Below are 21,404 nucleotides of genomic sequence, written 5' to 3'. Positions count from 1 at the left end.
GGAGCTCAACCGGCCGGCGGGATGCCCGACCGTCGGGCGATGCGCGCACGCCACGCCGGGTCGATGGCGTCCGCCCCCACCACGTCGAGGTCGTCGGGCGAGTAGATGCCCGCACCGGCCTCGGAGTGCACCACCTGGACGCCGCCGACGGGCAGGAAACCGACCACCTGGGCGTACGGCGTGGTGGTGCCCTCGAGGGTGTCGGAGGTGCTGTGGATGCGCACCAGGTCTCCGAGGTGCACCCACGGTGGTGCCGCCACCAGGGGGGCGGGCGTGGCGTCCTCTCCGGGGAACAGTTCCCGCACAGCTGCGGTGGCCCGTGGCCCCAGCTCGGAGTACCGGACCCCCGTGGCGAGCTCGATGGGGCCGTGGTCACCCTGCGCCGTCAGCCGGAGCGAACGGTCGGGGAGGAACGTCGCCATCAGGTCCACGGTCCTGGGCACGACCACCTCTCCGAGCAGTTGGGCGGTCAGCCCAGCGTGCCGAGCCAGTTGGTGAGCAGCTGGGCGCCGGCGTCCCCGGACTTCTCGGGGTGGAACTGGGTGGCCGACAGCGGCCCGTTCTCCACGCCTGCGACGAAGCGGTCGCCGTGCTCGGCCCAGGTGACCAGCGGCGGGGCGAGCGGCGAGGGAACGCCCTCGGCGCCCAGCGGGAAGTTGCGGACGCCGTAGGAGTGCACGAAGTAGAAGCGCTGACCCTCGAGCCCGTCGAACAGCACCGTCCGCTGCGGCGCCTGCACGGTGTTCCAGCCCATGTGCGGCAGCACCGGGGCCTGCAGCTGCTCGACGGTGCCGGGCCACTCACCACAGCCCTCGGCGTCGTGTCCGTGCTCGACACCGCGCTCGAAGAGGACCTGCATCCCCACGCAGACGCCCAGCACCGGCCGGCCGCCGGCCAACCGCCGGCCGATCACCCGCGGTCCGTCGACCGCCTTGAGCCCCGCCATGCAGGCGGCGAAGGCGCCCACCCCCGGCACGACGAGACCGTCGGCCTCCAGCGCGACCTGCGGGTCCGCGGTCACCGTCACGTCGGCGCCGACCCGGGTCAGCGCGCGCTCGGCCGAGCGGAGGTTGCCCGAGCCGTAGTCGAGGACCGCCACCTTCTTCACGCCTGCCACGGTACGTGCGAGCGATCACGTGCCCGACGGGATTCCCGCAGCTGGGGTGGCGGCCGTCGCACCGCGGTGACCCCGTCGATCGCCCAGGTCCCCGCCGCGCAGGCCGTCCTGCGCGAGGATGGTGCGGTGGAGCGGTACGAGCACCACCCCCTGTCACCGGCCGGCGAGGTGGACCGGTGGGGTGACCTGGCTGCCGGGCTGAGGCACAACCGATCCGGCCGGCGCCGAGCCCTCCGCATGCTGCTCGCCCTCGTCGTGCTCGTCCTCGCCGCGACGGTACTGGTCTTCCTGCTGGCCTGAGCACCTCCTCCGCTGACTCCCGTGCGGCGCCCACGCGTGCCCGTCGCCGTTCCTGCCGCGCACCTGGGCGTCCTGCTCGACGGACGGTCCGCGTCCGCATCGGGGTCGTCGACCGCGCTCGACGGCCGCTCTGCCACGACGGCTCGTGATCTGTGGACAGGTCTCTGAGCTGGGGATTCGTGTTGATCGTGGTCCTCGTCCGCGGTAGACTTCGAACACCTGATCGGGCCGGTGGGAGGGGTGTTCGTGGACGAGCTGCTGGCCTCCGTCGATGCTCTGGCCGCCGAGGACCTGTCGCCGTTGTTCGGTCCGGCGCTGTTGGAGCGGTTGCGCCCGCTGCTGGTCCTGGCCAACCGGATCGACGCCGAGATCGCCCGCACGGTGGCCGAGTGCGACGGCGTCGGTGCCGCCGAGCACGACGGGCTGAAGACCATGGGCTCCTGGTTGCGCGGGCACGGGCACCTGTCGGACTCCGAGGCCGCCCGGGTGGTGCGGGCGGCCCGCGCGCTGACCCATCTGCCGGCGATGGCCGCGGCGTTCGCCGCCGGGGAGGTCACCGCGGAGCAGGCGGCGGTGCTGGGCACCATCGCCGAGCCCCGGATGCTGGCCCTGGCCGCCGACCAGGGCGTCGATGTGGCCGCGTTCGACGAGCTGCTCACCGGCGTCGCCCGTCAGCGTCCGTACGCCGACACCACCCGGGTGGTGCGGCACTACGCCGACCGCCTGGACGCCGACGGCCCCGAGCCCGACCCCACCGAGGGCCGCCGGTTGTCGATCACCCGGCACGCCGACGGGTCGGTGTCGGGGCGGTTCGACCTGGACGCCGTGGGCGGGGAACGGTTCACCACCGCGGTCGAGGCGATCACCCAGGCCGGCCGCTGCGCCGCAGACCAGCGCACCCGCACCCAGCAGCAGGCCGACGCGCTGGTGCAGCTGTCCGACACCGCCCTGGCCACCGGCGCGCTGCCGGTGCTGCGCGGCCACAAGCCGCAGGTCATCGTCACCATCGGCATCGCCGACCTCACCGACGCCGCCACCGGCCCGGGTGCCGGCCGACTGGCCTCCGGGGCGGAGATCTCCGCGACAGCGGCCCGGCGGCTGGCCTGCGACGCCGCGGTCACCCGGGTGGTGCTGCACCCCGACGGGCGGCCGCTGGATCACGGCCGGGACGTGCGACTGTTCCCCGCCCACGTCCGCCGCGCCGCCGAGGTCCGCGACGGCGGCTGCGTCTTCGCCGGCTGCGGGGCCCCCACCTGGTGGTGCGACGTGCACCACCTGATCGCCTGGATCGACGGCGGACCCACCGACCTGGACAACGCCGCACTCCTCTGCGAACGCCACCACACCAAGGTCCACCACGGCTTCCGCGTCCAACGCGACACCGACGGCCGATGGCACACCTGGCGCCCCGACGGCACCCCGATCCGCACCGGCCCGATCGGCGCGGGTCCGAGCAGTACCGGACCAGGCAGCACCCCCCCACCCCTGACCACCGCCGCCTGACCGGGGTCCACCACCACGAGCGAGCTCCGCCGGCACCGAGCCGGCAGCCGACCCGCGCCCATGGGGCAGTGGGTCCGCTGCCGGCTGCCGGGCGGGCGTCAGCGTTGCGGGGCGACGTCCTCCCTCGGCAGCACGGTGAGCTCGGGCCAGACCGTCGACCACCGCGCTGCCTTGGCCTCGTAGACGTGCCGCGGCGCCGGAGTGTGCCGGTTCGGGCGCACGACGAGGGAGAACAGGTCGTCGTAGCCGTACGGGGCGTACACCCGCGGGCGGCCGTCGGCACCCACGGTGACGCCGACGCAGCAGCAGACGGCTGCGAAGCCCTCGATGGCCTCGGTGCAGGTGTGCAGCGGCCGGGTGGGCGCGCCGAAGCGGTCGGCGTACCAGAGGTGCACCCGCGCCTGGTTGCGGACCTCCACCGGCACCGGCAGGTCCCCGAACAGGGCGGCAGCGCGGCGGATGACGGCGTCCTCGGCGTCCCAGGAGGTGTCGTCGTCGACGTAGAACAGGTCGGCGTCGCGCACCCCGGTTCCCGCCGGTCGCCCGGTCAGGTCGTTCCACACCGCCTGGAACAGCACCCCCGCGGTGAGCCACCACTGCTCGATGCCCAGCCCAGGGGCTCGCTGCAGCACCGCGGCCACCGTCGGGTCGGCGAGGACCACGTCGAGGAAGCGGGCCTCGTCGCTCACACCAGGCGGAGCAGGCCGGAGGCCGTCGCCAGCACGGCGGCGACCAGCAGCACGACGGCGAACACGACCTGCGGCCCGGTGCGGCCCTTGGTGTCGTGGTCGGCCCGCCAGATGCTCCAGGCCCCACCGAGCAGGAACCCGCCGAGCACCATCAAGCCCGCGCCGAAGCTCATGCGAGGCACCGAGAGGAGTTCGTGCGCGGCGCCGGAGCGGGGGGCGTGCGAGGCAGCGGAGCGGGGCGCATCGAGCTACAGAGCGCCCTTGGTGGAGGGCACGTCGGTCACCCGCGGGTCGATGGCGACCGCGGCCCGCAGCGCCCGCGCGAGCGCCTTGAACTGGCACTCGACGATGTGGTGGGCGTCCCGACCGGCGTAGAGCACCCGCACGTGCAGGCTGATCCGGGCGTTGAACGCGAAGGACTCCAGGACGTGCCTGGTGAGCGACGTCGGGTAGTCCGGCCCGATCATCGGCGTCATGCCCTCGGGCTCGTCGTGCACGAAGTACGGCCGGCCGGACAGGTCCACGGCGGCCTGGGCGAGCACCTCGTCCATCGGGATGGTGGCGTCGCCGTAGCGGGTGATGCCCCGCTTGTCGCCCAGCGCCTGCGCGAAGGCCTGCCCCAGGGCGATGGCCACGTCCTCCACCGTGTGGTGGGCGTCGATGTGCAGGTCGCCGTCGGCCTGCACGGTGAGGTCGATGCCGCTGTGCCGGGACAGCGAGGTCAGCATGTGGTCGTAGAACCCGACCCCGGTGCTGATCGAGCTGGAGCCGGTGCCGTCGAGGTCCAGCTCGACGACGAGCTTGGTCTCGTTCGTCTGCCGCTCGACGCGTGCAGTGCGGGTCATGACCCCGATCCTCCCAGGTCCAGCTCGCGGGCCACCTCACCCAGCGCGGTGAGGAAGGCGTCGGTCTCCTCCGGCGTGCCCGCGGTGACGCGCAGCCAGCCGGGCAGCCCCACGTCGCGCACCAGGACGTCGTGCGCGAGCAGCGCCTTCCACACGGCCGGAGCGTCGGGGAACCGCCCGAACAGCACGAAGTTGGCGTCGCTGGGCACGCTGGTCAGGCCGAGGGCGGGCAGCGCGGCGACGATCCGGTCCCGCTGCGCCCGGACCGCGTCGACGGTGGCCAACAGCGCACCGGTGTGCGCCAGCGCCGTCCGCGCCGCGGCCTGGGTCAGCGAGGACAGGTGGTAGGGCAGCCGCACCAGCTGCAGCGCGTCGACCACCGCGGGGTCGGCGGCCAGGTAGCCCAGCCGCAGGCCGGCCATCCCGAACGCCTTGCTCATCGTGCGGCTCACCAGCAGCCGGGGGCGGCCGGTCAGCAGGGTCAGCGCGGAGCGGGTGCCGGTGCGGGCGAACTCGGTGTAGGCCTCGTCGACCACCACCACGGCCGCGCGCCCGTCACCGTAGGACGTGGCGTCGTGGATGGCGGTGATCGTCTCCAGCGCGACCGCGGTGCCCGTCGGGTTGTTCGGGCTGGTGACGAAGACGACGTCCGGGCGCACCTCGCGCACCTGCGCGACGGCCTGCGCGGCGTCGATGGTGAAGTCGTCGCGGCGGTGCCCGTCGACCCACGCGGTGCCGGTGCCGGCGGAGATGATCGGGTGCATCGAGTAGGACGGCGTGAAGCCCAGCGCCGTCCGCCCGGCCCCGCCGAAGGCCTGCAGCACCTGCTGCAGCACCTCGTTGGACCCGTTGGCCGCCCACACCTGCCCCGGTGCGACCGGCTCGCCGCCGGTCCGGGTCAGGTAGGCCGCCAGGTCGGTGCGCAGCGCGAGGGCGTCCCGGTCGGGGTAGCGGTTGAGGTCCACGGACGCCTGCCCGAGGGCCGCGCCGAGGTCGGCGAGCAGCTCGGGAGGGAGCGGGTGCGGGTTCTCGTTGGTGTTGAGCCGGTGCCGCACCTGCAGCTGCGGAGCGCCGTAGGGCGTGCGGCCGCGCAGCTCCGGCCGCAGCGGGAGCTCCTCCAGCGAGCTCACGGGCGCTGCCGGGCCCGGACGGCGGCGGCGTGCGCGGGCAGGTCCTCGGCACCGGCGAGGGCGTCCACGTGCCCGGCGACGTCGGCGAGGGCCTGCTCGTCGTACTCGACCAGGTGGATGCCGCGCAGGAAGGACTGCACCGACAGGCCGCTGGAGTGCCGGGCGCAGCCGCCGGTGGGCAGCACGTGGTTGGACCCGGCGATGTAGTCGCCCAGCGACACCGGCGACCAGGCGCCCACGAACACCGCGCCGGCGTTGCGCACCCGCAGCGCCACCGCGCGGGCGTCCCGGGTCTGGATCTCCAGGTGCTCGGCGGCGTAGGCGTCGACCACGCGCAGGCCGGCGTCGACGTCGTCCACCAGGACGATGCCGGACTGGCTGCCGTCCAGCGCCGTGGTGATCCGGTCGGAGTGCTTGGTGGCGGCGACCTGGCCGGGCACCAGGTCCAGGACGGCGTCGGCGAGGGCCTCGCTGTCGGTGACCAGCACCGCGCCGGCCAGCGGGTCGTGCTCGGCCTGGCTGACCAGGTCGGCGGCGACGTGCACCGGGTCGGCGGTGTCGTCGGCGAGGATGGCGACCTCGGTGGGGCCGGCCTCGGAGTCGATGCCGATCAGGCCGCGCAGCAGCCGCTTGGCCGCCGTCACGTAGACGTTGCCCGGGCCGGTGACCAGGTCCACCGGCTCGCAGGAGCCCGCGCCGTAGCCGAAGACGGCGATCGCCTGTGCCCCGCCGACGGCGTACACCTCGCGGACGCCGAGCAGCGCGCAGGCCGCCAGGACGCCGGGGTCGGGCAGGCCACCGTGGTCGCGCTGCGGCGGGGAGGCGACCGCGATCGACTCCACGCCGGCGATCTGGGCGGGGACGACGTTCATGACCACGCTGGACACCAGCGGCGCCAGCCCGCCGGGCACGTAGAGCCCCACCCGGCGCACCGGCAGCCAGCGCTCGGTGACCGAGCCGCCGGGCACGACCTCGGTGGTGACGTCGGTGCGGCGCTGGTCGGCGTGCACCTTCCGCACGCGGGCGATGGACTCCTCGAGCGCGGCGCGCACCGCCGGGTCGATCCCGGCCAGCGCGGCCTCGATCGCGTCGGCCGGGACGGCGAAGTCCTCGGCGTCCACGCCGTCCAGGCGCGCGGTGATCTCCCGGACGGCCTGGGCGCCGCGCACCCGCACGTCCTCGCACAGCGGCCGCACGGTGGCCAGCACCGAGTCGATGTCGGTGGCGGCGCGGGGCAGGAGGCCGGCGAGCTCACGCACCCCGGGCAGGGCGGTTCCACGCAGGTCGATGCGGGCGAGCACGGGACACCTCCGGGGGTGGCGGGGGAACGCCCCAGGGTAGCCGTCCGGCCTCGGGGCCCCGGCGTCCTGGGCGGTCCTCGGACGCCCGTCACCCGTAGGCTCGCACGCCGTGGACGTCATCCCGCTGTTCCCGCTGGGGACGCCGCTGTTCCCCGGGGTGGTCCTGCCGCTGCAGGTCTTCGAGCCGCGCTACCGGCGGCTGGTGCGCGACCTGCTGGAGCAGCCCGAGGGCACCGCCCGCTGCTTCGGCGTGGTCGCCATCCGGCAGGGCTGGGAGGTCGAGCAGGTCGCCCCGGCCGAGGCCCTCTACGACGTCGGCTGCACCGCGCGGCTGCAGAGCGTGCGCCCGCAACCTGACGGCGGGTTCCGCATCGTCACCGTCGGCGGGGACCGCTTCCGGCTGCTGGACCTGCTCGTCGGCGAGGACCCGCCCTACCTGCAGGCCGAGGTCGAGTGGCTGGCCGAGGAGGAGGCGGCCGAGGAGGCCGCCGGAGACCACGAGGGGCTCGCCACCCCGCGCGGCTGGCCGGCCGACGCGGCCGGCGACCTGGCCGCGCACGACGACCTGGTCTCCGCGGTGGCCCGCGGCTCCATGGAGGTGCTGGTGCGGGGGGTGGGCGGCCTGTTCGCCCGCTACGTCGCGGCGGTGACCGCCCTCACCGGCGAGGTCGACGGCGAGGAACCCGACACCGCCGACCTGCTCGACGCCGTCTCCGGGGACCCGCGGGCGCTGTCCTACCTGGTGGCGTCGGCGGCCCTGCTGACCACCGAGGACCGGCAGACCCTGCTCGCCGAGTCCGCCACGCGCCGGCGGCTGCAGACGGAGTCCCGGCTGCTGCGCCGCGAGCTGACCCTGCTGGAGACCGTCGGCGCGGTGCCCGCGCCGATCCAGCGCTTCGCCGGCCCGCGCAGCGTCAATTGACGGACCCGCTGCCCCCCTCCGCTCGCACGCTCGCGGCGGGACCCTGCAGCGGGCCGGCGGCCGGTTCGGGACCGGGTCGGTCGAGGTCCTCGGACGGGGTGAGCAGGGTGGCCACCACGTAGGCCAGGACGGCGAGGAACGGGGCCACCGCGAGCGCCGCCGTGGACGTCAGCCGCAGCGGGGTGATCACCCGGGTGCCGACGTCGGCCAGCTCGGCCGGGGTGGGCCCCGCGCCCAGGACCTGCCCGAGCTGCCAGGCGACGAGGGCGGCCAGCGCGGTCCCGACGGCGACGGCGAGCACGGTGGCCACCCCCCGGCGGCGGCGCAGCCGCCAGGCGACCAGCCCGGCGACCAGCCCGAGGCTGGCCAGCAGGAGGCTGTAGACGGCGTCGTCGGCGATGAGCAGCTCGGTCGGGGGGCGGCCGACGGGGACCGGACCCTCCGCGGTGACCTCGAAGGTCGCCCGTGGCGCCAGCGCCCACCACAGCAGCCCGGCCGGGACCCCGGTGAGCAGCAGCACCCCGGCCAGCACCAGCGAGCCGGGCAGGTCGGCGCGCAGCTCGGCGCGCCCGGCCCACCGCGGCCCGGCACCCCACCGGGCCGGGCGCACGGCCGGCGGCGACCCGGCGGGAGGCGGGCCGGGGGTGGTGTCCACGGACCCAGTCAACCCCGCGAGGCGGCCGGCCTCATCCCGCGACCCTCCTGCCAGGACCCTGCCAGGGCGGGGCAGGAGGGCCTGCGGCTCACAGCAGGGCGACGCTGGTTGGGCCCAGCAGCGCCTTGATGTCGCCCATCAGCGCGGTGCTGGGCCGCACCCGCAGCCCCTGGTCCAGCCGCAGCACGGTCTCCCGGCTGCCGTTGACCAGCTTCAGCTGCACCTCGGTGGTGCCCGGGTGGCTGCCGAGCACCTCGCGCAGCCGCTCCACGACCGGCGGGGTGCAGCGGGCGGCGGCCATCGAGACCAGCACCGGCCCGCGGGCGCCCTCGGTGAGCTCGGGGATGGTGACCTCGGAGCCGAACAGCGAGGGCTGGTCGTCGCGCCGGCTGATCCGGCCCTTGACCACCACGATCTGGTCGCGGACGACCTTCTCCGAGACCTCTGCCCAGGTCTTGGGGAAGAACAGCACCTCGATGCCGGACTCGAGGTCCTCCAGCGTGGCGATCGCCCAGGGCGCGCCCTGCTTGTTCGTGCGCGGGGCGACCGAGGTCAGGATGCCGGCGATGGTGACGGTGGCGCCGTCCTCCACGCCCCCGGCGTTGATCTCCGCGATCGGGGTGTCGGCGTTGGCGGCCAGCACGTGCTCCACGCCGTGCAGCGGGTGGTCGGACACGTACAGGCCGAGCATGTCGCGCTCGAAGACCAGCCGCTCGGACTTCGACCAGTCGGCCATGGGGACGGCGATGTCCAGCGCCCCGCCGAACGGGTCGTCGTCCCCGGCGTCCCCGAAGCTGCCGAACAGGTCGAACTGGCCCTCGGCCTCCTTGCGCTTGAGCGCCATCGCGGAGTCGACGGCCTGCGCGTGGACGGCGACGATGCCCTGCCGGGAGTGGCCGAGGGAGTCGAACGCGCCGGCCTTGGCGAGGGACTCGACGACCTTCTTGTTGCAGGCCACCGTGTCGATCTTGCGCATGAAGTCGGCGAAGTCCTTGAAGGCGCCCTTCTCCTCGCGGGCCCGGCGGATCGAGTCGACGACGTTGTGCCCCACGTTGCGCACCGAGGCCAGCCCGAAGCGGATGTCGGTGCCGACGGCGGTGAAGTCCCAGGAGGACTCGTTGACGTCCGGCGGGAGCACCTTGATGCCCATCCGCCGGCACTCGGCCAGGTAGACCGGCCGGCGGTCCTTGTCGTCGCCGACGCTGGTGAGCAGCCCGGCCATGTACTCGGCCGGGTGGTTGGCCTTGAGGTAGGCCGTCCAGTAGGAGATCAGCCCGTAGGCCGCCGAGTGGGCCTTGTTGAAGGCGTAGTCGGCGAAGGGGACGAGGATGTCCCACAGCGTCTTGACCGCCGCGGCGGAGAAGCCGTTGGCCTTCATGCCGGCCTCGAAGCCGACGTACTCCGCGTCCAGGACGGACTTCTTCTTCTTGCCCATCGCCCGGCGCAGCAGGTCGGCCTTGCCGAGGGAGTACCCGGCGACCTTCTGCGCGATCGCCATGACCTGCTCCTGGTAGACGATCAGGCCGTAGGTCGTGCCGAGGATCTCCTCCAGCGGCTCGGCCAGCTCCGGGTGGATCGGCGTGATCTCCTGCTGGCCGTTCTTGCGCAGCGCGTAGTTGGTGTGCGAGTTCGCACCCATCGGGCCGGGCCGGTAGAGGGCACCGACGGCGGAGATGTCCTCGAAGTTGTCCGGCCGCATCAGCCGCAGCAGCGAGCGCATCGGGCCGCCGTCGAACTGGAAGACCCCGAGGGTGTCCCCGCGGGACAGCAGCGCGTAGGTGGCCGGGTCGGTGAGGTCCCTGCTGATCTCCTCGAGGTCGATCGGCTCCTTGCCGTTGGCCACGATGTTGCGCAGCGCGTCGTCGATGACGGTGAGGTTGCGCAGGCCCAGGAAGTCCATCTTGAGCAGGCCGAGCGTCTCGCAGGTCGGGTAGTCGAACTGCGTGATGACCGCGCCGTCGGCCTCGCGCCGCATGATCGGGATGGAGTCGATCAGCGGGTGGCGGCCGATGATGACGCCGGCGGCGTGCACGCCCCACTGGCGCTTGAGGCCCTCGAGCTTGCGGGCCTGGTCGACGACCTCGGCCGCGCCCGGGTCGGACTCGTAGCGGGCGCGGAACTCCGCGGCCTCCCGGTAGCGCGGGTGGGCCGGGTCGAAGATCCCCGACAGCGGGATGCCCTTGCCCATCACGTCCGGCGGCATGAGCTTGGTCAGCTCGTCGCCCACCGAGAACGGCCGGTCAAGCACCCGGGCGGCGTCCTTGACGGCGGCCTTGGCCTTGATGGTGCCGTAGGTGACGATCTGGCTGACCCGCTCCTCGCCGTACTTGCGCGAGACGTACTGGATGACCTCGCCGCGGCGACGGTCGTCGAAGTCGATGTCGACGTCGGGCATGGAGACGCGCTCGGGGTTGAGGAACCGCTCGAAGATCAGCCCGTGCGCCAGCGGGTCGAGGTCGGTGATGCCCATGGCGTAGGCGGCCAGCGAGCCGGCCGCCGAGCCGCGCCCCGGGCCGACGCGGATGCCGTTGTCCTTGGCCCAGTTGATGAAGTCGGCGACCACGAGGAAGTACCCCGGGAAACCCATCTGGGTGATGATCCCGACCTCGTAGTCGGCCTGCCGGCGCACGTGGTCGGGGATCCCGCCCGGCCAGCGCTTGTGCAGGCCGCGCTCGACCTCCTTGACGAACCAGGAGGTCTCGTCCTCCCCCGGCGGCAGCGGGAACCGGGGCATCAGGTCCGCACCCTCGGTGAACTCCACCTCGCACTGCTCGGCGACCAGCAGCGTGTTGTCGCACGCCTCGGGCACCTCGCGGAACAGCTCGCGCATCTCCGCGGCGGACTTCAGGTAGTAGCCGTCGCCGTTGAACCGGAAGCGGTTGGTCTCGTTGAGCCGCGACCCGGTCTGGATGCACAGCAGCGCGTCGTGCGCCTGGGCGTCGTCGCGGTGGGTGTAGTGCAGGTCGTTGGTGCCCAGCAGCGGGATGCCGAGGTCGGCCGCGATCTCCAGCAGCGCCGGGCGCGTCTTCCGCTCGATGGCCAGCCCGTGGTCCATCACCTCGGCGTAGAAGTTCTCCCGGCCGAAGATGTCCTGGAAGTCCGCCGCGGCCTGCCGCGCCCGGTCGACCCTGCCGGCCCGCAGCCACATGTTCACCTCGCCTGACGGGCAGCCGGTGGTGGCGATCAGGCCGGTGCCGTACCGCTCCAGCAGGTCCCGGTCGAACCGCGGCTTGCGGTACTGCCCCTCCAGGCTGGCCATCGAGGAGATGCGGAAGAGGTTGTGCATCCCCTCCGTCGTCCGGGCCAGCAGCGTCATGTGCGTGTAGGCCGCCTTGCCCCGGGAGGAGCCGCCCTCGCCGTCCTCGTCGATGAGGTTGTCACCGAAGTCGAACGGTGCCCGGTCGAAGCGGGAGCCGGGCGTGTAGTAGCCCTCCATGCCGATGATCGGCTTCACGCCGGCGTTCTTCGCCTGCTTGTAGAAGTCGTAGGCGCCGAAGACGTTGCCGTGGTCGGTCATCGCCAGCGCGGGCATGCCCTGCTCGGCGGCGGCCCGGGTGACCTCCGGCAGCTTGGCCGCGCCGTCGAGCATGGAGTACTCGGTGTGCACGTGCAGGTGCACGAAGGAGTCGGAAGCGCCGGGTCGGGGGCCGGGGGTGCTCACGGGCGGGTCCTCACGGGCGGAGTGCTCCTCACGGGTCGTGCGTGCCCGGCCGTCAGGGGTCCGGCGGGCGACCGGCGGGGAAGACCGGCGGTGCTGTGGTCCGGGTGCGGGCCGGGGGCTGGCTGCGATCCTCGCACCACGGAGGTCTACCCCGGGGGACCGACAGGTCGGTGTCCGTCACAGTCCGACCCGGGACCCGCGCGCCGTCCCGCACCGCTCACGCGGGCCCCGGGACGGCGTCGGGCAGGGCCGCGGCGGGCACCAGCAGGAACCGCAGGTCGACCAGCGCGTGCAGCAGGACCGGCAGCAGCAGCGACCCGGTGCCCAGGTACAGCGCGGCCATGACGCCGCCCAGGACGCCGGTCGTCACCACGCCGGCGACCCCCTGGTAGGCGTGCGCCAGCCCGAAGGCCACCGCGCCGACGACCACCAGCACCGGCGTGGACGGCCCACCGCCGACCGCGGCGACGACGGCGAGCAGGAACCCCCGGTACAGCCACTCCTCGCACACGCCGGCGGTCACGCCGACGACGGTGAACAGCCGCCGCTCCGCGGGCGTGCGCGGCAGCAGCGCGAGGGTGGCGTGCACGGCCGGCTCGGCGTGCCGGCCCTCGCCGGACCGGCGCACCTCCTCGGCCGCCCGGGCCAGGACCCCCGAGCGCAGCGCCCGGGTGGACAGGACGACGAAGCCGAGCACCAGCACGGTGGCCGCCGTGGCCAGCGGGCCGGGGAACGACTGCGGCCAGCGCAGCCCGACCGCCCCGGCGTCCACCCCCGGGGCGGCCAGCCACACCACCAGGGCGACGGTGGCCAGGCCCCACTCCAGCACCAGCAGCCGCCCGTAGAAGGACCGGCGGGCGCGGGCGTCGGTGCGCAGCCGCTCCTCGAAGCGGCGGTGCAGCACGTGGCCGACCAGCGGCTCGCCGACCACCAGGTAGCCGGCGACGACCACCGCCGCCAGCGCGGCCGGGCCGAGGTCGGCGAGCGAGCCGGGCAGCCCGGTCACCGCGTCAGCTCTCGGCGCGCAGGACGTCGAGCGCGCCGGCCAGGTCGGCCGGGAAGGGGCTGGTGAACGCCACCCAGCGCCCGTCGGCGGGGTGCGGGAAGCCCAGCCGCGCGGCGTGCAGCCACTGCCGCGCGAGGCCCAGCCGGGCGGCCAGGGTCGGGTCGGCGCCGTAGGTGGTGTCGCCGACGCAGGGGTGGCGCGCTGCCGCGAAGTGCACCCGGATCTGGTGGGTGCGACCGGTCTCCAGCCGGATGTCGACCAGGCTGGCGGCCGGGAAGGCCTCCACCACCTCGTAGTGGGTCACCGACGGGCGCCCGCCCTGGACGACGGCGAACCGCCAGTCGTGCTTCGGGTGCCGGTCGATCGGGGCGTCGATGGTGCCGCGGGAGGGGTCGGGGTGGCCCTGCACGAGGGCGGTGTAGCCCTTCTCCACCGTGCGCTGCTTGAACGCCGCCTTGAGCGCGGTGTAGGCCCGCTCGCTCTTGGCCACGACCATCAGCCCGGTCGTCCCGGCGTCCAGCCGGTGGACGACGCCCTGCCGCTCGGCCGCACCGGAGGTGGCGATGCGGTAGCCGGCCGCGGCCAACCCCCCGATCACGGTGGGGCCCTGCCACCCGGGGCTGGGGTGCGCGGCGACGCCGACCGGCTTGTCGACCAGCACGAGGTCCTCGTCGTCGTGCACGACGGTCAGCCCGGCGACCGGCTCGGGGGCCGCCGGCTCGCCCGGCGGCGGGGGCAGCTCCACCTCCAGCCAGGACCCACCGCTGACCCGGTCGCCCTTGCCGCGCACCCGGCCGTCGAGGACCACCCGGCCCTCGTCGGCGAGGTCGGCCGCCGCCCCGCGGGACAGGCCGAACAGCCGGGACAGCGCCTGGTCCACCCGCTGGCCCTCCAGCCCGTCGGGCACCGGGAGGGCCCGGAGCTGGCCGGCGGGGTGCGTCACGTCCTCCATTGTGCCGTCGCGGGAGCAGGCACAACGCCGCCGGTTGGATGGCCGCCCTGCAGGGTCCCGCCGCGAGCTCGCGAGCGGTGGGGGGCAGGGGGGTCCTTCGTCAGCCGCGCGCGGTGGCGTCGTCCCCGGCGTCGCGGCCGGTGCTGCGCGTGCCGTCGAACTCCACGCCGCGCAGCGCGAGGACCACGCCGAGGACGCCGCCGCAGACGATCGCTGCGTCAGCGACGTTGAACACCGGGTACACCTCGCCGTCCGGGGCGAACACCGAGACGAAGTCGACGACGCCGCCGCGCAGGAAGCCCGGCTCGCGGAAGACGCGGTCGACGAGGTTCCCGAGCGCACCGCCGAGCACCAGGCCGAGCGCGACGGCCCAGCCGGTGGAGAACAGCCGGCGGGCGGCGCGCACGATGACCACCGAGACGGCGACCGCGATGAGCGTGAACACGATCGTGAATCCCTCGGCGAAGGAGAACGCCGCGCCGGTGTTGCGGGTGTGGGTCAGGTACAGCGCCCCGCCGAGCAGCCGGATGTCCTCCCCCCGCTCGACGGTGGCGACGACCAGCAGCTTCGTGCCGAGGTCGACGGCGAGCACCACCAGCGCCAGCAGGAGGAGCAGCCGGGTGCGGGCACGGCGTCCCGCGGTCCCGGCGACGGTGCCGTCCGGGGTCTCGCTGGGATCGGACAGGGGGGCTCCTCGGTCGAGTGGTCGGCGGGCCGGGGCGCCCGGAGACCGCCGTCCCGACCTTAGCCGCGGTGCCGGTGTGATCCTTCTCATGACCCTGTGCGACGCACCTCACCACCCGTGGTGACGTGTTCGTGCCCGACCAGGCCGACGTTGGTAGCCAGCAACGTCTCCGCCCGGAAGGTGCCCGCGTGTCCCCCGAACCCGCCCCAGCCACCGACCCCGACGTGGTCCTGGTCGGTGGTGGCGTCATGAGCGCCACGCTGGCGTCACTGCTCGGCGTCGTCGCACCCGACTGGAGCGTCACCGTCTTCGAGTCCGGGGCCGCGGTCGCCGGCGAGAGCTCCGACGCCTGGAACAACGCCGGCACCGGCCACGCGGCCCTCTGCGAGCTCAACTACACGCCGGCCGTCCCGGACGGCACCGTCGACGTCAGCAAGGCCGTGACGATCAACGAGCAGTTCGCCGTGTCGCGGCAGTTCTGGTCGCACCTGGTGCGCTCGGGGCTGACCGGCTCCCCCAAGGACTTCATCACCCCGGTCCCGCACGTCGGCTTCGTCACCGGTGAGGACGGCCGGCGCTACATGCGCGCCCGCCACGCGGCGATGACCGCGCGGCCGGTGTTCGAGGGCCTGGAGTACACCGACGACGCCGACGTCCTCGCCGGCTGGGTGCCGCTGGTGATGGCCGGCCGCCCGGCCGACCAGGTGGTCGCCGCCACCCGGGCGGCCGCCGGCACCGACGTCGACTTCGGGTCGCTCACCCGGCTGCTCTTCGGTGCCGCCGAGGACCGCGGGGTGCACGTGCACGTGCACCAGCGGGTCACCGACGTCCGACGCCGGGACGACGGCCGCTGGTCGGTGACCGTGCGCGACACCCGTAGCGGCGAGCAGCGCACGGTGCGCACCCGGTTCCTGTTCGTCGGTGCCGGCGGGGGGGCGCTGCCGCTGCTGCAGAGGGCCGCCATCCCCGAGATCCGCGGCTTCGGCGGCTTCCCGGTCAGCGGGCTGTTCCTGCGCACCCGCTCCCCCGAGCTGGTGTCGGCCCACCAGGCCAAGGTCTACGGCCAGGCCGCCGTCGGCGCGCCGCCCATGTCGGTGCCGCACCTGGACCTGCGGCTCATCGACGGCGACCACTCGCTGCTGTTCGGCCCGTACGCCGGCTTCTCGCCGCGGTTCCTCAAGGCCGGGTCGGTGTTCGACCTGCCGCGCAGCGTCAAGGCGAACAACCTCGGCTCCATGCTGGGCGTGGCCCGCACCGAGCTGGCGCTGACCCGCTACCTGGTCGGTGAGGTGCTGCAGTCCCGCAGCGCCCGGCACCGGACCCTCACCGACTTCGTCCCGCGGGCCGAGCAGGCCGACTGGGACGTGGTCACCGCCGGCCAGCGGGTGCAGGTGATCAAGCGCGACCCGGCGACCGGGCGCGGCGTGCTGCAGTTCGGTACCGAGCTGGTCGTCGGCGGCGAGGGCACCATCGCCGGGCTGCTGGGCGCCTCCCCCGGGGCCTCGACCGCCGTGTCGGCGATGCTGACGGTGCTCGAGCGCTGCTTCCCCGACCGGGTCGCCGCCTGGCGCCCGCTGCTGCAGGAGGTCATCCCCTCCTACGGCCGCCGGCTGGACGAGGACCCGGTGCTGCTGGCCGAGGTCCGCGCCGAGACGATGCGGACCCTGGAGCTCACCGGGTGATCTGTCGGCCTACCGGCCGACACCGCGACCAGGTACCGTCCCCGGCCGCCGCGGAGCCGCTGCCCATGTCCCGGTCGGGAGGCCCTGCGGACCCCCGCGACCGGTCCACCCCAGTGGGTGCCGTTCCCGGCCGCGCACGTCCCTCTAATCCGCCTCGGTGGCGGTGCCGGTCTCACCGCGCCAGCTGGCCAGCCGGCCGGCCCGGCTGACCGCGCGCAGCCGGCGCTCGGCCTCCGCGCGGGACTCGCGGGCCGACACCAGCAGCGCCTGGTCGCCGCGCATGAGCCGGGTGGTCGGGCCGGGCACGAAGGAGCGCCCGTCCCGGACGATGAGCACCACCGCGGCGTCCTCGGGCAGCCGCAGCTCGGGCAGGTAGACGCCGTGCAGCCGGGACCCCTCCGGCACGGTCAGCTGCATCAGCTCGGCGTCGAGCTCCTCCAGCGGCGCGGACTCCACGTCGACGTCCCGCGGCGTGACCGGCGTGGCGATGCCCAGGCGCCGGGCCACCCAGGGCAGCGACCAGCCCTGCACCAGGGTGAAGACGACGACGAGCACGAAGACGGTGTCGAAGACGAACGTGGCCCCGGGCACCTGGGCGGTGAGCGGGAAGGTGGCCAGCACGATGGGGACCGCGCCCCGCAGCCCGGCCCAGGAGACGAAGGCCTGCTGGCGCCACGGCATCCGGAACCAGACCAGGCTCAGGGCCACCGACAGCGGCCGGGCCACCAGCGTCAGGGCCAGGCCGACGAGCAGCGCCGGGCCCAGCGCCTCGGGCAGCCGGCTCGGGGACACCAGCAGGCCGAGCAGGACGAACAGCCCGATCTGGGCCAGGGAGGCCATGCCCTCGGCGAACCCGATGCTGGCGGCGCGGTGCGGCAGGGCGGCGTTGCCGAGCACCAGCCCGCACAGGTAGACGGCGACGAAGCCGGAGGTGTGCAGCAGGTCGGCCAGCGCGAAGGCCAGCACGCACAGGGCCAGGGTGGCCAGCGGGTAGAAGCCGGACAGCGGCAGCGCGGAGCGGCGCAGCAGCCAGGCCCCGCCGAACCCGAGGCCCACGCCGATGACCGCGCCACCGGCCAGCTCGCCGACGATGAGCAGCTCGGTCACCCACCACGACGAGCTGTCCCCGCCGGTCAGCCGGTCGGCCAGGACGACGACCAGCAGGATCACCGGGGCGTCGTTGAGCCCGCTCTCCACCTCCAGCGCGGCGACCATGCGCCGCGGCAGGGGCAGCCGGCGCAGCGTGGCGAACACCGCCGCGGCGTCGGTGGAGCTGACCACCGCGCCCAGCAGGAGGGCGAAGGGCCAGTCCAGGCCGAGCAGCCACACCGCGACGGCCGCCGTCGTGCCGACGCTGACCGTCACGCCGACCGTGGACAGCGCCAGCCCGGGCCCCACCGCGCGGCGGACGTCGGCCCAGCGGGTGGTCAGGCCGCCCTCGGCGAGGATGACGACCAGCGCGGCGACGCCGAGGGTCTGGGTGAGCGCGAAGTCCTCGAACTGCACGCCCAGGCCGCTCTCCCCCAGCGCCACCCCGAGGGCGAGGTAGAGCAGCAGGCTGGGCAGGCCGAGCCGGTCGGCGATCCGCAGCGCGATCGCCGACACCAGGACGACGGCGGCGCCCACGGCGAGCGCGACGGTGACCGTCGCGTTCACCGCCCGCGCCCGTCCACCTGCGCAGTCTCCCGTACCCCGGCGCCCGTTCCCCGGACGGCGGGGCCGGGGCCGCGCCGCGGCCGGTCGGGCACCGCGGCGGACGGGTCCGGGAACTGCCCGGCGCCCTCGGGGATGATGGGGCGGTGAGCTCACCCGGCCCCTTCCGCGCGCTGCCCCCCCAGGTCGACCTGCCCGCGCTCGAGCAGGAGGTCCTGGGCCGCTGGGAGGCCGACAAGGTCTTCACCCGCTCGCTGGAGACCTCCGCGGGTCGCCCGCAGTGGGTGTTCTACGAGGGCCCGCCCACCGCCAACGGCCGCCCGGGCACCCACCACATCGAGGCGCGCGCGTTCAAGGACGTCTTCCCCCGCTTCAAGACGATGCAGGGCTGGCACGTGCCCCGCCGGGCCGGCTGGGACTGCCACGGCCTGCCGGTGGAGATCGCCGTCGAGCGCGAACTCGGCTTCGCCGGCAAGCCGGACATCGAGCGCTACGGCATCGCCGAGTTCAACGCCCGCTGCCGGGAGTCCGTGGAGCGGCACGTGGGCGACTTCTCCGAGCTGACCCGCCGGATGGGCTACTGGGTCGACACGTCCACCGCCTACTGGACGATGGACCCCGCCTACGTGGAGAGCGTGTGGTGGTCGCTGCAGCAGGTGCACGCCAAGGGCCTGCTGGTCGAGGACCACCGGGTGGCGCCGTACTGCCCGCGCTGCGGCACCGGCCTGTCCGACCACGAGGTCGCCCAGGGCTACGAGTCGATCACCGACCCGTCGGTGTACGTGCGGCTGCCGGTCACCGACGGCGAGTGGGCCGGGCGGGCCGACCTGCTGGTCTGGACGACGACGCCGTGGACGCTGCCGTCCAACACCGCGGTGGCCGTCAACCCCGAGGTGACCTACGTGGTGGCCCGGCGCGGCGCGGACACCCTGGTGGTCGCCGAGCCGCTGCTCGCGTCCGTCTTCGGCGACACCGGGGACGTCGAGGTGCTGGCCCGCACTCCCGGGCGGGACTGGGAGCGGGTGCACTACCGCCGTCCGTTCGACCTGGTCGACTTCCCCGACGGGCAGGACGCGCACTTCGTCGTCCTCGCCGACTACGTGACCACCGACGACGGCACCGGGCTGGTGCACCAGTCCCCCGCCTTCGGCGCCGACGACCTCGCGGTGTGCCGCGGCTACGGGCTGCCGGTGGTCAACCCGATCGACGCGACCGGGCACTTCCACGCCGACGTCCCGCTGGTGGGCGGGCACTTCTTCAAGGCCGCGGACGCCGCGCTGGTCGAGGACCTGCAGGCCCGCGGCGTGCTGTGGCGCGAGCAGCGGTACGAGCACAGCTACCCGCACTGCTGGCGGTGCCACACCCCGCTCATGTACTACGCGCAGCCGTCCTGGTACATCCGCACGTCGGCGGTGAAGGACCAGCTCCTCGCCGAGAACGCGAGGACGCGCTGGCACCCCGAGACCATCCAGTGGGGCCGCTACGGCGACTGGCTGCGCAACAACGTCGACTGGGCGCTGTCCCGCGACCGCTACTGGGGCACGCCGCTGCCGGTGTGGCGCAACGACGCCGACCCCTCGCGGGTGGTCGTCGTCGGGTCGCTGGCGGAGCTCTCGGAGCTGACCGGTGAGGACCTGTCCGGTCTGGACCCGCACCGGCCGTTCATCGACGAGGTCACCTTCACCGTGCCCGGCGAGGAGGGCACCTACCGGCGGGTGCCGCAGGTCATCGACGCCTGGTACGACTCCGGCGCGATGCCGTTCGCCCAGTGGGGGGCGCCGCACCGCAACCAGGCGGAGTTCCAGGCGTCCTACCCGGCGCAGTTCATCGCCGAGGCCATCGACCAGACCCGCGGCTGGTTCTACTCGCTGATGGCCGTCGGCACGGTGGTGTTCGGGCGCAGTTCCTACGAGGACGTGCTGTGCCTGGGCCACATCCTGGCCGAGGACGGCCGCAAGATGAGCAAGCACCTGGGCAACATCCTGGAGCCCATCCCGCTGATGGACCGGCACGGCGCCGACGCCGTCCGCTGGTTCATGCTGGCCGGCGGCTCGCCGTGGTCGGCCCGCCGGGTCGGGCACGAGACGCTGTCCGAGGTGGTCCGCAAGGTGCTGCTCACCTACTGGAACACCGCGAGCTTCTTCACCCTGTACGCGGAGACCAACCGCTGGGACCCGGCCCGGACGCCCGCCCCGGCCCGCACCGACCGGCCGCTGCTGGACCGCTGGGCCCTGGCCACCCTCGCCGAGGTCACCGAGGGCGTCACCGCGGCGATGGAGGACTTCGACACCGCCGGCGCCGGCCGGCTGCTCGCCGAGTTCGTCGACGACCTGTCCAACTGGTACGTGCGGCGCTCCCGGCGGCGGTTCTGGGACGGCGACCCCGCGGCGCTGGCCACGCTGCACGAGGTGCTCGACGCGCTGACCCGGCTGATGGCGCCGTTCACCCCGTTCGTCACCGAGGAGGTGTGGGCCCGCGCGGTGACGCCGGGTCTCGCGGACGCCCCGGACTCGGTGCACCTGGCGTCCTGGCCGGCCGTCGACGCGGCCGCCCGCGACCCCCGGCTGGTCGAGCAGGTGGCGCTGGTGCGCCGGCTGGTGGAGCTCGGCCGCTCGGCCCGCACCAGCGCCCGGGTACGCACCCGCCAGCCGCTGGCCCGCGCGGTCGTGGCCGCCCCGGGCTGGGCGGACCTGCCGCGCGACCTGGTGGCCGAGGTCGCCGACGAGCTCAACGTGGCCGGGCTGACCGACCTGTCCGCGGTCGGCGGCGACCTGGTCGACGTGGGCGTCAAGGTCGACTTCCGCGCCGTCGGCCGCCGGCTGGGCGGGCAGGTGCAGGCCGTGGCGAGGGCCGTCGCCGCCGCCGACGCGCCCGCCCTGGTGGCCGCCTACCGCGCCGGCACCGCGTCGGTCGAGGTCGACGGGGCGCCCGTGCCGTTGCAGGACGGCGACCTGGTGGTCACCGAGACCCCGCGGGAGGGCTGGACGGTGGCCAGTGGCGGCGGGCTCACCGTCGCGCTGGACCTGGAGCTGACCCCGGAGCTGGAGCGGGCCGGCCTGGTCCGCGAGGCGGTGCGGCTGGTGCAGGAGGCCCGCAAGAGCAGCGGGCTGGCCGTCAGCGACCGCATCGAGCTGTGGTGGACCGCGGGCGGGGCGATGGCCGAGGCGCTGGGCGAGCACGGCGGGCAGCTGGCCGAGGAGGTGCTCGCCGTCCGGCTGCACGCCGAGCAGCCGGGCGAGGGCGAGGGCGTCGAGGGCCCGGCCGGTTCCCGGTTCTGGCTGGCCCGCGCCGGCGGGTGAGGCC

At 74.5% G+C, this 21,404-nt stretch carries 18 protein-coding genes; 5 read left to right on the top strand and 13 right to left on the bottom strand.

The window, feature by feature from the left end:
• Positions 1-5: 5 nt before the first annotated feature.
• Positions 6-443 (bottom strand): hypothetical protein, encoded by a 438-nt coding sequence (locus RTG05_RS08910; protein WP_166528341.1) that lies wholly within the window; start codon positions 441-443, stop codon positions 6-8.
• 26 nt (positions 444-469) lie between these two features.
• The gene (gene hisH, locus RTG05_RS08905) at positions 470-1,108 is read right to left on the bottom strand and encodes an imidazole glycerol phosphate synthase subunit HisH (protein ID WP_166528340.1); all 639 of its coding nucleotides are present in this window, start codon (positions 1,106-1,108) and stop codon (positions 470-472) included.
• Positions 1,109-1,183: 75 nt separating this feature from the next.
• Here hisH and RTG05_RS08900 point away from each other — a divergent pair, with 75 nt between their 5' ends.
• Positions 1,184-1,417 (top strand): hypothetical protein, encoded by a 234-nt coding sequence (locus RTG05_RS08900; RefSeq protein WP_166528339.1) that lies wholly within the window; start codon positions 1,184-1,186, stop codon positions 1,415-1,417.
• Positions 1,418-1,663: 246 nt separating this feature from the next.
• Positions 1,664-2,920, top strand: coding sequence for an HNH endonuclease signature motif containing protein (locus RTG05_RS08895; protein ID WP_166528338.1), 1,257 nt, complete (start codon positions 1,664-1,666; stop codon positions 2,918-2,920).
• A 98-nt stretch (positions 2,921-3,018) separates the two neighbouring features.
• Here the strand turns inward: RTG05_RS08895 and RTG05_RS08890 are convergent, their stop codons facing one another.
• From RTG05_RS08890 to hisD, 5 genes are all read right to left on the bottom strand, one after another.
• Positions 3,019-3,609 (bottom strand): nucleotidyltransferase family protein, encoded by a 591-nt coding sequence (locus tag RTG05_RS08890; RefSeq protein WP_166528337.1) that lies wholly within the window; start codon positions 3,607-3,609, stop codon positions 3,019-3,021.
• Positions 3,606-3,782 carry a hypothetical protein gene (locus RTG05_RS08885; protein ID WP_166528336.1) on the bottom strand — a complete coding sequence of 59 codons (177 nt, stop codon included), beginning with the start codon at positions 3,780-3,782 and terminating at the stop codon, positions 3,606-3,608. The genes RTG05_RS08890 and RTG05_RS08885 overlap by 4 nt, the downstream gene beginning before the upstream one ends.
• A gap of 75 nt (positions 3,783-3,857) precedes the next feature.
• Positions 3,858-4,454: an imidazoleglycerol-phosphate dehydratase HisB gene (hisB, locus tag RTG05_RS08880; RefSeq protein ID WP_166528335.1), complete on the bottom strand. Its 597-nt coding sequence runs from the start codon at positions 4,452-4,454 to the stop codon at positions 3,858-3,860.
• Positions 4,451-5,584, bottom strand: coding sequence for a histidinol-phosphate transaminase (locus tag RTG05_RS08875; protein WP_166528334.1), 1,134 nt, complete (start codon positions 5,582-5,584; stop codon positions 4,451-4,453). The genes hisB and RTG05_RS08875 overlap by 4 nt, the downstream gene beginning before the upstream one ends.
• On the bottom strand, positions 5,581-6,885 hold the full coding sequence (gene hisD / locus RTG05_RS08870) for a histidinol dehydrogenase (protein WP_166528333.1): 1,305 nt from the start codon (positions 6,883-6,885) through the stop codon (positions 5,581-5,583). Before hisD ends, RTG05_RS08875 begins: the two co-directional genes overlap by 4 nt.
• A gap of 109 nt (positions 6,886-6,994) precedes the next feature.
• Between hisD and RTG05_RS08865 the strand changes: the two genes are divergently transcribed.
• Entirely contained in the window at positions 6,995-7,807 is an 813-nt protein-coding gene (locus tag RTG05_RS08865; protein ID WP_166528332.1) for an LON peptidase substrate-binding domain-containing protein, read from the top strand.
• Here the strand turns inward: RTG05_RS08865 and RTG05_RS08860 are convergent.
• From RTG05_RS08860 to lspA, 5 genes are all read right to left on the bottom strand, one after another.
• Positions 7,800-8,462: a DUF2567 domain-containing protein gene (locus tag RTG05_RS08860; RefSeq protein ID WP_166528331.1), complete on the bottom strand. Its 663-nt coding sequence runs from the start codon at positions 8,460-8,462 to the stop codon at positions 7,800-7,802. The two genes, RTG05_RS08865 and RTG05_RS08860, sit on opposite strands and share 8 nt — an antisense overlap.
• An 88-nt stretch (positions 8,463-8,550) precedes the next feature.
• A complete protein-coding gene (gene dnaE, locus RTG05_RS08855; RefSeq protein ID WP_315912456.1) occupies positions 8,551-12,123 on the bottom strand; it encodes a DNA polymerase III subunit alpha in 3,573 nt (1,190 codons plus the stop codon).
• A 217-nt stretch (positions 12,124-12,340) separates the two neighbouring features.
• Positions 12,341-13,129 carry a CPBP family intramembrane glutamic endopeptidase gene (locus RTG05_RS08850; RefSeq protein WP_166528330.1) on the bottom strand — a complete coding sequence of 263 codons (789 nt, stop codon included), beginning with the start codon at positions 13,127-13,129 and terminating at the stop codon, positions 12,341-12,343.
• Between the two features lie 4 nt (positions 13,130-13,133).
• Positions 13,134-14,081, bottom strand: coding sequence for an RluA family pseudouridine synthase (locus RTG05_RS08845; protein ID WP_166528329.1), 948 nt, complete (start codon positions 14,079-14,081; stop codon positions 13,134-13,136).
• Between the two features lie 100 nt (positions 14,082-14,181).
• A complete protein-coding gene (gene lspA, locus RTG05_RS08840; protein WP_396349642.1) occupies positions 14,182-14,766 on the bottom strand; it encodes a signal peptidase II in 585 nt (194 codons plus the stop codon).
• A gap of 188 nt (positions 14,767-14,954) precedes the next feature.
• Between lspA and mqo the strand changes: the two genes are divergently transcribed.
• Positions 14,955-16,448, top strand: coding sequence for a malate dehydrogenase (quinone) (mqo, locus tag RTG05_RS08835; protein ID WP_166528327.1), 1,494 nt, complete (start codon positions 14,955-14,957; stop codon positions 16,446-16,448).
• A gap of 144 nt (positions 16,449-16,592) precedes the next feature.
• Here the strand turns inward: mqo and RTG05_RS08830 are convergent, their stop codons facing one another.
• Positions 16,593-18,104 carry a potassium/proton antiporter gene (locus RTG05_RS08830; RefSeq protein ID WP_166528326.1) on the bottom strand — a complete coding sequence of 504 codons (1,512 nt, stop codon included), beginning with the start codon at positions 18,102-18,104 and terminating at the stop codon, positions 16,593-16,595.
• A gap of 143 nt (positions 18,105-18,247) precedes the next feature.
• Between RTG05_RS08830 and ileS the strand changes: the two genes are divergently transcribed.
• Entirely contained in the window at positions 18,248-21,400 is a 3,153-nt protein-coding gene (gene ileS, locus RTG05_RS08825) for an isoleucine--tRNA ligase (protein WP_166528325.1), read from the top strand.
• Positions 21,401-21,404: the final 4 nt, after the last annotated feature.

The sequence above is a fragment of the Geodermatophilus sp. DSM 44513 genome, from assembly GCF_032460525.1.
In the GTDB taxonomy this organism is placed as follows: domain Bacteria; phylum Actinomycetota; class Actinomycetes; order Mycobacteriales; family Geodermatophilaceae; genus Geodermatophilus.
This window is presented reverse-complemented; position numbering and strand designations above follow the sequence as displayed.